The 13386-nt window shown below is 40.1% G+C and carries 11 protein-coding genes; 3 read left to right on the forward strand and 8 right to left on the reverse strand.

The features are described from left to right. Positions 1-75: 75 nt before the first annotated feature. Complete coding sequence (locus B2V92_RS18785; protein WP_293311076.1) at positions 76-879, reverse strand: helix-turn-helix domain-containing protein; 804 nt, start codon at positions 877-879, stop codon at positions 76-78. 44 nt (positions 880-923) lie between these two features. After that, positions 924-1895 carry an aldo/keto reductase gene (locus B2V92_RS18790; protein ID WP_293311078.1) on the reverse strand — a complete coding sequence of 324 codons (972 nt, stop codon included), beginning with the start codon at positions 1893-1895 and terminating at the stop codon, positions 924-926. 224 nt (positions 1896-2119) lie between these two features. Between B2V92_RS18790 and B2V92_RS18795 the strand changes: the two genes are divergently transcribed. Continuing rightward, positions 2120-3445 carry a paraquat-inducible protein A gene (locus tag B2V92_RS18795; protein ID WP_293311080.1) on the forward strand — a complete coding sequence of 442 codons (1326 nt, stop codon included), beginning with the start codon at positions 2120-2122 and terminating at the stop codon, positions 3443-3445. Between the two features lie 30 nt (positions 3446-3475). Continuing rightward, positions 3476-4804 carry a paraquat-inducible protein A gene (locus tag B2V92_RS18800; RefSeq protein WP_293311082.1) on the forward strand — a complete coding sequence of 443 codons (1329 nt, stop codon included), beginning with the start codon at positions 3476-3478 and terminating at the stop codon, positions 4802-4804. 26 nt (positions 4805-4830) lie between these two features. Here the strand turns inward: B2V92_RS18800 and B2V92_RS18805 are convergent, their stop codons facing one another. The 5 genes from B2V92_RS18805 to uvrB form a co-directional block, all read right to left on the reverse strand. Next, a complete protein-coding gene (locus tag B2V92_RS18805; protein ID WP_293311084.1) occupies positions 4831-5310 on the reverse strand; it encodes an energy transducer TonB in 480 nt (159 codons plus the stop codon). A gap of 95 nt (positions 5311-5405) precedes the next feature. Continuing rightward, positions 5406-5654 (reverse strand): DUF4834 family protein, encoded by a 249-nt coding sequence (locus tag B2V92_RS18810; RefSeq protein ID WP_293311086.1) that lies wholly within the window; start codon positions 5652-5654, stop codon positions 5406-5408. 130 nt (positions 5655-5784) lie between these two features. After that, entirely contained in the window at positions 5785-5982 is a 198-nt protein-coding gene (locus tag B2V92_RS18815) for a YwbE family protein (protein WP_090497912.1), read from the reverse strand. 53 nt (positions 5983-6035) lie between these two features. Further along, positions 6036-7328, reverse strand: coding sequence for a DUF3472 domain-containing protein (locus B2V92_RS18820; protein ID WP_293311093.1), 1293 nt, complete (start codon positions 7326-7328; stop codon positions 6036-6038). A gap of 78 nt (positions 7329-7406) precedes the next feature. Beyond that, positions 7407-9449, reverse strand: a complete 2043-nt coding sequence (gene uvrB / locus B2V92_RS18825; RefSeq protein WP_293311095.1) for an excinuclease ABC subunit UvrB — start codon at positions 9447-9449, stop codon at positions 7407-7409. A gap of 210 nt (positions 9450-9659) precedes the next feature. Between uvrB and B2V92_RS18830 the strand changes: the two genes are divergently transcribed. Beyond that, entirely contained in the window at positions 9660-10820 is a 1161-nt protein-coding gene (locus B2V92_RS18830) for an ATP-binding protein (RefSeq protein ID WP_293311097.1), read from the forward strand. 126 nt (positions 10821-10946) lie between these two features. Here B2V92_RS18830 and B2V92_RS18835 read toward each other — a convergent pair whose 3' ends face one another. Then, positions 10947-13319 (reverse strand): M1 family metallopeptidase, encoded by a 2373-nt coding sequence (locus B2V92_RS18835; protein ID WP_293311099.1) that lies wholly within the window; start codon positions 13317-13319, stop codon positions 10947-10949. Between the last annotated feature and the right edge of the window lie 67 nt (positions 13320-13386).

Consider the following 13386-nt stretch of genomic DNA (forward strand, 5'->3'; position numbering starts at 1 on the left):
ATGAGGGGATATCTTAGATTTAAAAACCAATTGGCTCAAATCTTTTTGCATTAAAAGGATGATAGACCAAATTGATTATTCGGTAGGTGCTTTCCCGAACTTCTTCTTAAATGATCTCGAAAAATGTGATAAACTTTCAAATCCCAGTTCAAGATAAATTGAGGATGGTTTTCTGTTCTTACTTTCGATGAGGTGCCTTGCCTCCAGCAATCTTTTATCCTGTAACCAATGCCTCGGGGCCATGTTAAATGTTTTTTGAAAATCGCGTTTAAAACCGGCAAGGCTTCTGCCCGTTAGCTGTGCAAACTTTTCTACAGGAACATTAAAATGGAAGTTGTTGAGCATAAATTTTTCCAGGTCTATTTTATAAGGCTCAGAAAAATCAAATAAGAAAGTTTTTAGTTCGGGCATGGCATGTAATAACAACTGCACGGCCTCTTTTACCTTTAACATCCCTACGGCATTGGTAATGCTTTCATCAGGATGGTGCACATAAGGGATAATAGACTGGAAAAAGCCCCTCAAAAATTCATTGGTAGGAATTAGAATATTATTGGGACCAGTATATTTTTTATCAATACTGATCTGTTCTTCCAAAGCAATCTGCCGGAGTAGATCTTCTTTTAAACAGATAATAATGGTCTGGTAATTCTCACCATTTAAAGGAGTTTTGGTCAGCTCTGCCAATTGGTTCTTGCGGATCAACAACATTTGTTCTTTTTCCATGGCTATCTTCTCGCTGGTTGTTTCAATTTCAAAACGCCCTGCAACCTGAAGCACTAAGGTATTGTGTGCCAAAAAGGCCACCTTTTCTTTCCTTTTATGCGAGAAATAAGAATAAAAGATTACACCTGGAATAATTTCGGTTGGGTTTACCATAATATAAAGATATAAAAAGGTAGGGCTAATGTAAGCCCCACCGTTTATCGCTGTAAATAGGTTCCGCCCAGTATGGCACCCGGAGAAAATTGTGTATTCAATGTGTTTATTTCATCGGCCGTGAAACTGATCTGCATGGCAGCTATGTTTTCTGGCAGGCGCGATCTTTTGCTCATGCTTACCAATGGCATAATATGGCTGCCCTGGGCATTTACCCACGCTATGGCCAATTGTGTAGGTGTATAACCTTTTTCTTCTGCCATATTTTTCAATATTTCTACTTTTTCCAGATTCTTGATCAGGTTTTCGCCCTGAAATCTCGAAAAGTGATTTTGGTAATCGCTGGCAGCCAAAGGCGCTTTCATGTTGCCGGTAAGCAGACCTTCGGCTGTATTTGCAAAAGCCACTACACCAATTCCCAGCTCTTTTGCAGTTGGCAATAAATCTTTTTCAATCTGACGGTCGGCGAGTGAATAGCCGATTTCCAACGCAGAAACAGGATGTATGTCGTTCGCCTTGCGGAGCTGATCGGCAGTAATCTCCGAAACACCCAAATGGCGTACTTTTCCTTCTTTGATCAGGTCGGCGATTGTTCCAACTACATCTTCCAAAGGTACACTGCCATCTAACCTGCAGGGTTGATAAAGATCGATGGTATCAATTCCTAACCGCACCAAAGAATAGTTGATGAAATTTTTAATGGCCATTGGGCGGAGATCAAGTCCTAACCATTGCCCGTTGTAAAATATTGCCCCAAATTTAACGCTGATAAACGCATCATCCCTTCGGCCTTTAATGGCCCTGCCAATAAGCATTTCGTTATGGCCTGCGCCATAAAAATCGCCCGTATTGATGAAATTGATGCCATTATCCAAAGCTGCCTGAATGGTTGCGATGCTTTCTGTTTCATCATTTACCGGGCTACCCCAAACAGACGACATGCGCATGCAGCCTAATCCCAATTTGGAAACAAGCGGTCCGTTTTTACCAAGATTTATTTTTGTTATATTTTCCATTGCTGATTTATATCTATTTATAAAACAAAGATCAACACTTTTATGTGCCGTATATTTTCTCTATGGCTCAATTTACTTGACTGTTCGGCTCAATTCAATTGCTATTTCCTTTATTACTACTATATTCTTTTACTTTTAAAACCTTTTTTTGTGTTAATGGTTTTATCTCACGGTACCAAACCAAATTTTACCATCAATTGGCCTAACCATTTAAATTAATCGGCTTGGAAACACAGGAAAAACATACAAAGGAGCGGAAGTCTTTTCTTCCTAAACTGCTGCTTATACTGGCACTTGCCCTGTTGCTTGGTGCCGAGGGCTATTTTGGTTTTCGGTTGCATGAGCTTTCCGGTCAACAGGAGCAGATCAAGGAAGATTATTCCGATATCAATAACATCACTTATGGGCTTTTCTCTGTACAGCAGTGGAAAGATAATGTATCCAGGATCGTGCATCATCAGGTACGTAACCTAAAAATGACTAAAAAACAGAAAAAGGTTTTACAAACAGAAGTAGAACAGGTATTGCTTGCGCTCATCAATAAAGCGGAAGGATTGGTTAATAAACCTAAAAAAACCATCAGGGGAAAAATACAGAAATTCGCCATCAAAAATTTTGTAAACTCCGACAGCATTAAAGCACAGGTGCCTGCTTTTGCCAGAAAAATAATTGCAGAGGTAGATAATCCTAAAAACAAGAAACAGTTGAGTAAAATGGCCATCGGCGAGTTTAACGAGCTTGCTGATGAAGAGAAGCTCGATAGTGCTTTCGTTGCAAACGCTACATCCGTAAAGGCGATGTACAAAAGATATCAGGTATCGTCTACCGATGCCCTGAATAAGAAATTAACCACATCTCTTGTTCAGATCCGGAGCAAAACCTATGCTTATTCTTTAGGTATGCTGGCCTGTGTGGTGGTTGTGCTTGGTTTTTGGTGGGGCCTGCGTAAACGTAAAGACCTGCATGTGGTACTTTTTGTAATGTCGTTGTTTTTTGCCTTTATTCTTTTGGCTGTAGGATTAACCGCTTCGATGATCGAGGTAGATGCGCGGATCCGTTCGCTCGATTTTGTACTGTTGGGCGAACATGTAATATTTAAAGATCAGGTACTGTTTTTTCAGAGTAAAAGTATTATGGATGTGGTTAAGGTGCTGCTTGGGCAAGACGGTATCGATTCGATACTGGTAGGCGTACTGATTCTGGCCTTTAGTATCCTTTTTCCTGTAGTGAAACTAACATCAACGGGTATCCACCTTTTGGGGAATAAAAAATTGGCCGAAAATGGCATTATTAAATACTTTGCTTTTCAATCGGGCAAGTGGAGTATGGCCGATGTAATTGTAATTGCCATCCTGATGGCCTACATCGGGCTAAATGGTTTGTTAGAGGGGCAGCTTCAGGCACTGAACATTAAAAACGATTCGCTCACGATTTTAACCACCAACAATACGGCGCTGCAGCCAGGGTATATCATATTTATCAGTTTTGTGCTTTACGGACTCATTCTTTCTACGATATTGAAGTTCATCACACCGCATGATACCCATTAAAACATTTATTTCAGCTGTTCGATAATTATTATGGAAACGATAACAACCCAGGATACACCTAAAAAAAAGAGCAGAATTGCTCCTGTTTTGCTAATTGCGGCATTGAGTATCCTTTTATTTGGAGAGGTTTATTTCGGATACCGCTTCCACCAGCTTTCGGTTGAGCAAAAACATATCAAAGAAGATTATAGTTTATCAAACAATATTACTTTTGGCATATTCTCGGTAGACCGCTGGGGTGAGAAGATTTCTGCAGTTGTTGATCGTAGGGTGAAAGGCTTCAAACTTACAGGCCAACAGAAAACGGAAATGCGCAAAGAAGTTGAAAAGGAGCTGCATGGATTGGTAAATAAGGCCGTGGCAGAAGTAACAAAACCGCAAAAAAGCCTAGGAGGAAAGCTTAAAAAACTGGCATTTAAAACTTTTGTAGATGTAGATGAAATTCATGCACAGGTACCATCATTCGCTAAAACCATTGTAACGAAAATTACCAGCCCCACCAGTTTGAAGCGGTTAAAGGGCATTGCCACCAGTAAAATGGATGAGCTCGAAGCGCAGACTTACGACAGTACAGATACCACTATAACTACTGTTGAACGAAACATTTATAGGAAGTACCATGTTGCAAATGCAAAGGCTTACGACCGTTTGGTGAATTCGAGATTGGCAGAGATTAAGAAAGATAGTTTTCAATCTGCATTGAGTATGTTAGGCTGTGTGGTTATTGCACTTACTTTATGGCTGTTTTTAAGAAAACGTGTGCAATTACATGTTCCCCTTTTCATTATGTCGCTGTTGTTTGCATTTATTCTGCTCGCTGTTGGTGTTACTTCGCCGATTATAGAGGTTGATGCCCGCCTCCAAACACTCGAATTTGCTTTTTTGGGCGATAAAATTGCCTTTACCAACCAGGTACTCTTTTTCCAGAGTAAAAGTATATTGGGAATTATAGGCACATTGATTGAGCAACCAAAACCTGATGCGGTATTGGTGGGTGTATTATTGCTCGTTTTTGTTGTGGTACTTCCCTTACTGCGCATTATTGCCCGCGGTGTGCATGTATCGTGCGGACACCTTTTCGGAAGCCAAAAGGCGCTGCGGTTTTTGGCGTTCGATCTTGGTAAGTGGGATATGGCCGATGTAATGGTGGTAGGTATCGGAATGACCTATATTGGTCTTAATGGTATCCTAAAAAGCCAACTTTCAGGACTTAATATGAAAAATGATACTTTAAAAACCGTGACGGTGAATAATTCTGCCCTACAGCTTGGCTTTTTTGTATTCGTAACCTATGTGGCGTATACGATCGTTTTATCTTATATTCTTAAAAGGATCGACCAACAAAACGGACCTTGCTAGTCAGATGTATAGGTGCGGATTTATTTTCATTCCTTTTTAGGAATCCAAAAACTTAGTTTCATTGGTTGCCTTACAATATAACCACTCTGCTTTCCGGGAATCCATTTTTTGATATTTTTTAATGTACTGATGACCTCTTCGGCCATTAACTGATTAAAACAATCAAGGATTGCGAATGAATATAAGGTGCCGTCCCGATCTACAATAAAACTAATTTTTATCTTTCCAGATAGATTTTTGGCTATTTGTTCGGGATATTTAAACTCATTTTTGAAATCAGCATTTAAGGCAGCATAATTCCCTGGATAAGCAGCCATTCTGGCTTTTTCCGAGTGATAAATAAGCTTTCTGCCCTCAGCAATTACAGTATCATCACCCATAATAATTCTCAGGCTATCTGCTTTGGCTGTTGATACCCATGATGCGAAGCCAACACTATCAACCTTTTGAGCAAAGGCATAATTAGTAATGATTGTTAAAATGAATAAGCGGATTAAAAAAGACATTAAGCAAGTTACATATTAAAAAGGAGTTTATTTGAAGTAGGGAGTGTTGATTTTTTTTAAACAAAAAACCCTGAAGCAAGTTCAGGGTTTCTGTTTTATTTAATTTCTTCGTAGTCAACGAAATCACCGAGTTTGTCGGTTTTACTTTGATCGGGTTTTGGAGGCATATAATCTATCGAAATAGAACCTTCGGGTTTCTGCCTTCTCTGTTGCTGCTGTCCTGTTGCCTGACTCTGCATTTTGCTTGCCAGATTATTAAACAGCATGGGTAAGATCAGCCTGATCAGCATTCTGATGAGCCAAAGTACCAATATTGTGATAAAAATGAATTTTACTAATGCCATTCTTTAAATTACTGTTGTTACAAATATAGACGTCGAAACATTTATTTTGTTACTTTTTTAGCCTTTAATTGCAATGTTATTACAATATAATACGTAAAACGGACGATAAAAGTTTTAATGGAGCATTTTATTAGTCTTCAACTATTTCTGCCACACGACCAACCTGGCCATCTTCGAGCCGCACTTTTATTCCCCTTGAATGAAATGCCGATGAAGTAAGCAGGTCTTTAACTACTCCGTAAGTGATGTTGCCCGATCGCTGATCTTTCTTCAGGATAATCCCGACTTCTAATCCTGGATAAATGTCCTTTCTGTTTTGCCCGTCCATTGTGCTGTATTATTTTTTGGTGAAGCTTCAAAATTCCATAATTATTTTGAATGTTATGGCAATTTGCTAAAATCTATTTCTGGTTTTTTGCCCGCAGAGGTTCTGGTGAATATTTTTTTTGGTGTAGTATAATCATTAAAAAAACCACCATTTTTTAAATAAAATGCACCATGATCAACTCCTCCCTGATAATCCATCCTGTAACCTTTCGCTCCGGTATTATCAGTAGTGAAACGTGCTGATTTTAACTGTAGCCAGGTGCCTTTATCATCGCAGATCCATTGATTATCGAACAGCACTTTTCTTGATAAATCGCCCTGTACCGGCGAGAAATTCTCTAAAAATGAATGGAAACGTTTTAGATAGGTTTTAGTCTGGGGCCTGGTAAAACTGGCGATTAACTGCCATTTATTGATTTCAGGAGCGAAAAAATAGGCGGTGTAAGTGGTAATGCTATCTTTTCCCGGTATACCGTGAAGCAAAAACCTGTATGTATTTCCGGCTTTCCACATATAATTTAGGTAGCTCTGTCCGCCTGAGCCTTCATTGCCGAATTCTCCAGTATGTACGGCTTCGCCTTTCTTCAACATTTTAATTTTGTGCGATTCGGGGATACTTTTTGGGTCATCGGTATTAAAGGGGCTCCATACCGAAAATAGGATGTGTCTTTCGGTCGGACTGTTAACCTGCATGCCAAAATAACCTTCGCCAAAACCGTTGGCCATAAAGTAAGAACCCAGAATATCTTCGCCTTTTGGCACGGTTACTTCATTATAATACCATTCTGCATTTACATTTTCGGGCTGTTGGTAGTTTAAATGTACAGATGGTCCTCGCCTGCCCCAATGGAAAAAATTGCCTTCGTTGTTTTTAACATAGGCTGTTTTACCTTCGGTAGCGGTTCCACTAATGGTTAAGCTTTGGATGGAAGGAAATTTAGTGCCGCTTTTGTTCAGCCCTTTAATGCTGATGGCTATATAACCGGTATCTTTAACCGCCCATTCGCCAATTTTACCTTCTAAAGGTTTGGTTTCGTCGAAATCTACCTTTTTTGGCTGATTGTTAATGGAAAACTCCAAGGTAGATTTCCCATCCAGAATCGGTTTTTCGCCCAATGAAATGACAATTGTTCCAGGTTTTGAAATCCTGAAATAAGCAGTAAAGTATTCTTTTGGATTGCTCCAGTTTACAATCCCCTTATTGGATAAGGTTTTCTCCGAATCCTGGTGTAAGGAACTGTATGCATTGCCTGCAAGCGGCAAAGTTATTGCCGCAGAATTTTGGGCCTGACTTTTCAGACCGATAGCGCCGAGTACGATCAGCGTTACGAGTTTAAAAGATTTCATTTAAATGGTTTTTAGATAACTTATTGAACTGCAATTGTAATTCAAATTTGTCAGAAAACCATTCTTTAATCTAAATCGTTACTTAGCAAACTTTTCGTTGAACATTTTCTCGAGGGCAAACATTTCATCACGGAGTTTTGCAGCCTGTAAAAAGTCCATATCTTTTGCTGCTTTCTGCATATCCTTACGGGTATTATCAATTGCCCTTTGCAGTTCTGCTTTACCCATATATTGTACAATAGGATCGGCAGCGATGCTGATTTCGGCATTTTCAATATAGGCCCTGGCTTTGTTATCGCTAGCTTTTTGTGAGAAATCGAGTACAGCAGTCTGCTCTAAAATGGCCTCTCTCGACTTTCCAACCGTTTTTGGTGTAATTCCATTCTCAAGGTTATAGGCAATCTGTATATCCCTGCGCCTGTTGGTTTCCGAAATGGTTTTTTCCATGCTATCGGTAATGCCATCGGCATACATAATTACACGCCCTCTATCGTTACGTGCAGCACGGCCAATGGTTTGGATCAGCGATTTTTCAGAACGGAGGAAACCTTCTTTATCGGCATCCAAAATGGCCACCAAAGTTACTTCGGGTAAATCTAAACCCTCCCGCAAGAGGTTAATTCCTACCAAAACATCAAATTCTCCCAAACGTAAACCACGGAGGATTTCTACACGCTCCAAAGTTTTAATTTCAGAGTGGATATACCTGGTTTTAATGTTTAAACGGTCAAGATATTTGGTCAATTCTTCGGCCATGCGTTTGGTTAAAGTGGTTACCAATACCCTGCCGCCATCTTTTATGGTAATATCAATTTCATCCAAGAGATCATCAACCTGGTTTATCGCCGGTCTGATTTCGATCACGGGATCCAATAAACCGGTTGGCCTGATTACCTGTTCTACCACTACACCTTCTGATTTTTCTAATTCGTATTCGGCCGGTGTAGCGCTTACATAAATGGTCTGCGGGGCAAGTGCTTCGAACTCGTTAAAGTTTAATGGTCTATTGTCTAGCGCAGCAGGTAAGCGGAAGCCGTACTCAACCAACGATAATTTACGCGATCTATCACCACCATACATGGCCCTGATCTGCGGAACGGTAACGTGACTTTCGTCTATCACCATTAAATAATCATCAGGGAAATAATCCAGCAAGCAGAAAGGGCGCATGCCCGGCTGTCTGCCATCAAAGAAACGCGAATAATTTTCGATACCAGAACAATAGCCGAGTTCTTTCATCATTTCGATATCGAAATTAGTCCTTTCCTCGAGCCTTTTGGCCTCCAATAAATGCCTGTCGGCAATCAGTTGGTTTTTACGTACTTCTAATTCTTCCTGAATACCCCAGATGGATTGATTAAAACGTTCTTTCGGTGTAACGAAAAGATTGGCAGGATAAATGGCCATATCTTCCAGTTTCTCCAAAGTTTTACCCGAAACGGGATCAATAGCCGAAAGTTCTTCAATATCATCACCAAAAAAAGAAATCCGGTAAGCATGGTCCAGATAGGCGGGGAAAATATCTACAGTATCGCCTTTAACCCTAAAAGTTCCGCGTTTAAATTCTGTTGTGGTACGCGAATATAAAATCTCGACCAAACTATGTAAAAATGCATTTCTTGAAATCCTTAATCCAACGCCGAAACGGAAAACCATTTTAGAGAAATCTTCAGGATTACCCATACCGTAAATACAGGAGATGGATGATACCACGATAATATCGCGCCTACCGCTCATTAACGATGATGTAGTACGTAAACGTAGTTTCTCAATCTCTTCGTTAATACTCAGGTCCTTTTCAATATAAGTATTGCTCGAAGCGATAAAAGCCTCAGGCTGATAATAATCGTAATAGGAAACAAAATAATTAACCGAATTTTCGGGGAAGAAATTTTTAAACTCGCCATAAAGCTGTGCCGCCAGGGTTTTATTGTGGCTTAAAATCAAGGTTGGCTTTTGGGTCTGCTCGATCACATTGGCTACAGTAAACGTTTTTCCCGATCCGGTAACACCCAACAGGGTTTGGTAGTGTTCGTTAGAATTTACCCCATCAACCAGTTGTTTAATGGCACTTGGCTGATCTCCGGTAGGCTTATATTCTGAGGTGATTTTAAATTTCATGAGTATATCAAATATAGGGATTAGGCCGCAAAGAGTAAAACAGGCAAAAGTCAGGAAAGTTGGAGATTGATTGATTTATAATAGACTTGATATTACAACGATGAATTTATCAGAAAAATACAATGTCTGTTTAAAGCGAATAAACGGGCGTTAACCTAGTAAATCAAAAGTTTAACTTTCGATTTACTAGGTTAATTAATATATTTGTATATGTTGATTATTCGGACTCTTACAAAACAATTAAGAAATAGGCTAAAAAAATCGCCTGCCGTTGCTATTCTTGGACCGCGGCAGGTGGGTAAAACTACTTTGGCAAAAAGTTTAAGCGATGATTATATCTATCTTGATATGGAAAATCCAAGGGATGTTGCCAAACTACAGGATGCTTATACTTTTTTAGAAAGCCTTCAGGATCATACGGTAATTGTTGATGAGGTACAATTATTACCGGCATTGTTTTCTTTATTACGCCCTCTAATTGATGCAAAAAGAACTCCTGGTAGATTTATCCTGTTAGGATCTGCCTCACCTGAACTGGTTAAGGGCGTTTCTGAAACATTGGCAGGAAGAATTTCCTATAATGAATTATGCCCTGTTGGATTAACTGAGCTGCCGAACGAAGTAAGCTTTGAAGAACATTGGTTCCGTGGTGGATTTCCAGAATCCCTGTTATCAGAAAATGATTTATTGAGTAAGGAATGGATAGATGATTTTATTGTAAGTTATGTAGAAAAAGACTTGGCAAAGATGTTTAGTGTAGATTTAGCACCAACATTGCTGAGAAACTTTTGGAGTATGCTTGCTCATTTAAATGGCAATTTGTTTAATGCAGAATCTTTTGCAAGATCGTTAGGGGTAAGCGCACCAACCGTAAACCGATATTTGGATTTTTTAGAAGGCGGTTTTTTGATCAGGCGTTTACAGCCATGGTTTGTTAATGCTAAAAAGCGTTTAATTAAATCGCCCAAAACATACATCAGGGATACGGGGATTCTTCACCGGTTACTAAATATACCAGGTTATAGCGATCTTTTTGGACATCCCGCGGTAGGCGGGTCGTGGGAAGGCTACGTAATCGAACAGATTTATCAGATAAAAGCAAAACAAACCGATCTTTTTTTCTACAGAACACAAACAGGGGCAGAATGCGATCTGATTCTCGTACAGGGTATTACACCGCTGGCGTGTATTGAAATTAAACTCTCCAATGCACCAACGGTATCTAAAGGGTTTGTTAGCTGCATCAAGGATCTTGAGCCGAAATATAGGTACATTATCACACCAAAAAGCGAAACTTACCTATCGTCAAATGATGTGACGGTAACGAACCTGAAAAATTTCCTGTTGAATATTTTACCACAGATTCAATAGATAATCCCCGATGAATTTTCTTCAAGGGGGATTACAAGGGATATCGTCATCCTGAATTTATTTCAGGGTCTTTATGCGCATGAAATAAGCAAATCCTTCGACAGGTTCAGGATGACGATAGGATTATTACTTTCCTGCAGCTGCCTGCATCGGGTTTTTACCAACCGATTGGCCTCTTACAGCTCCACCGGCTTTCATTTTGTATACTTTAAACTTACTTTCTTTTGCTTTACCGCCCCAACTGTTGTTCGTGGTATCGATATCTGCAGTTTCGCGTAACGGATCTACCAGAATAGAAGCTACTTCTTTGTCCTTAACATAAAATTTAGAAGTTTTCAGTTCATTATGTCTCCAGATCTGCGCCGGGATGCGATCGATTTCTTTAGTACCATCTTTATAGGTAAATTCAACAATAACCGGCATTACTAATCCGCCTTTGTTGCTGAAGCTCAATTCGTACAAAAACTTGTTGTTGTATTTACTTTGATCGGCATCGGCAACAACTTCTAGCGGAGCCGAAGCATCCGTTTTGGTTGCTACTGTAGTATCAACGGTAACCATTCCTCTATCGTATTTATAATAAAAATCCTGTGCAGCTGTGTTTTTGTCTACATAGAAACTGATTTTTTTATCCTCGCGGTTTCTGATTTTTGAAACATCCTCAAAAGCATTTACAGCAGGTTTGTCGATTTTTACCATTCTAGATCTTGCGGCAGGAACTTCTTTCGGAAAATCGGCTTTGGCAAATTTTACACTATCCAACGAAATGTCACAAGGGTCGGTTCCGTAAAACCAGCCTCTCCAAAACCAGTCTAAATCTTCACCGCTGGCATCTTCCATGGTACGGAATAGATCGGCAGGCTCAGGGTGTTTAAATGCCCATCTTCTGGCGTATTCTTTAAAAGCATAGTCGAAAAGTTCCCTGCCCATAATGGTTTCGCGAAGAATGTTTAAACCCGTAGCCGGTTTAGAATAGGCATTGGGACCAAAACGTGCAATGTTTTCAGAATTGCTCATAATCGGCTCCAACTCATCTTTTGGCAGTTTCATGTAATCAACAATGGTATAAGCCGGACCTTTTTTACTTGGGAATTTATTGTCCCAAAGTTCTTCCGTTAAATACTCTACAAAAGAGTTTAAACCCTCATCCATCCAGGTCCACTGGCGTTCATCACTGTTTACGATCATTGGGAAAAAGTTGTGCCCAACCTCGTGGATAATCACACCCAGCATCCCGTTTTTGGTACTTTCGCTATAGGTTCCATCGGCATCGGTACGGCCATAATTGAAACAGATCATCGGATATTCCATTCCGTTGGCCGCTTCAATACTCTGCGCAACCGGATATGGATAAGGAATAGTAAAATCAGAATAGGTTTTAATGGTATGCGCTACCGCACGGGTAGAAAATTTGCTATACAGGTTATAGGCTTCTTTACCATAAAAACTCATACACATTACGGTATTGTTATTGGCCTGTATTTTTTGCGGCATGGCATCCCAGATAAATTTACGGGAGGAGGTCCATGCAAAATCGCGTACATTATTGGCGTTAAAAACCCAGGTTTTTTTAGCCGTTGATTTTTTCGTTTCAGCTGTTTTAGCTTCTGCCAAAGTCTGGATTTCTACAGGAGCGGCTGCGGTTTTTGCCGAGTTGTACCTGCTTAACTGTGTTGGGTTCAATACTGCGCTATAGTTGATGCATTCTCCGGTTCCACCAACCAAATGATCGGCAGGAACAGTCATCTGCACTTTAAAATCGCCAAAAGTTAAGGCAAACTCGCCCCTGCCGGTAAACTGGTGGTTCTGCCAGCCCTGAAAATCGCTGTACACGCATAAACGCGGATACCACTGCGTCATGGTGAACAGGTAATTGCCGTCAGCTGGGAAAAATTCGTAACCACCACGGCCGCCAACACTCATCCTATCGGTAATTTTATAGTTCCAGTCGATATTGAAGATCAATTTCTGTCCTGTTCTTAAAGCTGCGGGCAGATCAATCCTCATCATGGTTTTGTTAACCGTATATTTTAGGTTTTTGCCTGTCGCATCTGTTAATTTGGTAATATTTATCCCATTACCATTATTTGCAGTTGCACTTAACTGATCAAGGTTTTTGGTTGTGCCTGTAGGAGGCATTTTGGTGGCATCCTGATAGTTTGCATTTTTATCGGTGCTGTGTTCGTTCTCATCAAGCTGTAACCAGATGTAAGTTAATGGATCAGGAGAATTGTTGGTATAGGTTACCGTTTCAGATCCGGTTAAAACCAGGTTTTTTTCATCCAGCTCACATTTAATATTATAATCGGCACGCTGTTGCCAGTATTTAACACCTGGCGCCCCACTTGCCGTGCGCTGCTCGTTTGGCGTAGGTAAAATAGTACCCAATTGTTCGAACTTATTACCGTGGTTGCTGCCGGGATTGTTCAAAATGTTTTGGGCCATGGCCAAAGTACCCGTAAAGAGTAAAAGGCCGGTTAAAGTAAACAGTTTATTCATGTTATGTTGTGTTAAAAGGGAATTCTTTCTAAAGCCATTTTTAAAGCCAGGCTAAATACGGCTGGCG

Origin of the sequence: Pedobacter sp. UBA5917, from assembly GCF_002432345.1 — a bacterium.
In the GTDB taxonomy this organism is placed as follows: domain Bacteria; phylum Bacteroidota; class Bacteroidia; order Sphingobacteriales; family Sphingobacteriaceae; genus Pedobacter.

Coding starts and splice junctions, on each gene's coding strand:
- B2V92_RS18785 (WP_293311076.1), bottom strand. CDS start 879: ATGGTAAACCCAACCGAAATTATTCCAGGTGTAATCTTTTATTCTTAT.
- B2V92_RS18790 (WP_293311078.1), bottom strand. CDS start 1,895: ATGGAAAATATAACAAAAATAAATCTTGGTAAAAACGGACCGCTTGTT.
- B2V92_RS18800 (WP_293311082.1), top strand. CDS start 3,476: ATGGAAACGATAACAACCCAGGATACACCTAAAAAAAAGAGCAGAATT.
- B2V92_RS18805 (WP_293311084.1), bottom strand. CDS start 5,310: ATGTCTTTTTTAATCCGCTTATTCATTTTAACAATCATTACTAATTAT.
- B2V92_RS18810 (WP_293311086.1), bottom strand. CDS start 5,654: ATGGCATTAGTAAAATTCATTTTTATCACAATATTGGTACTTTGGCTC.
- B2V92_RS18815 (WP_090497912.1), bottom strand. CDS start 5,982: ATGGACGGGCAAAACAGAAAGGACATTTATCCAGGATTAGAAGTCGGG.
- B2V92_RS18820 (WP_293311093.1), bottom strand. CDS start 7,328: ATGAAATCTTTTAAACTCGTAACGCTGATCGTACTCGGCGCTATCGGT.
- uvrB (WP_293311095.1), bottom strand. CDS start 9,449: ATGAAATTTAAAATCACCTCAGAATATAAGCCTACCGGAGATCAGCCA.
- B2V92_RS18830 (WP_293311097.1), top strand. CDS start 9,660: ATGTTGATTATTCGGACTCTTACAAAACAATTAAGAAATAGGCTAAAA.
- B2V92_RS18835 (WP_293311099.1), bottom strand. CDS start 13,319: ATGAATAAACTGTTTACTTTAACCGGCCTTTTACTCTTTACGGGTACT.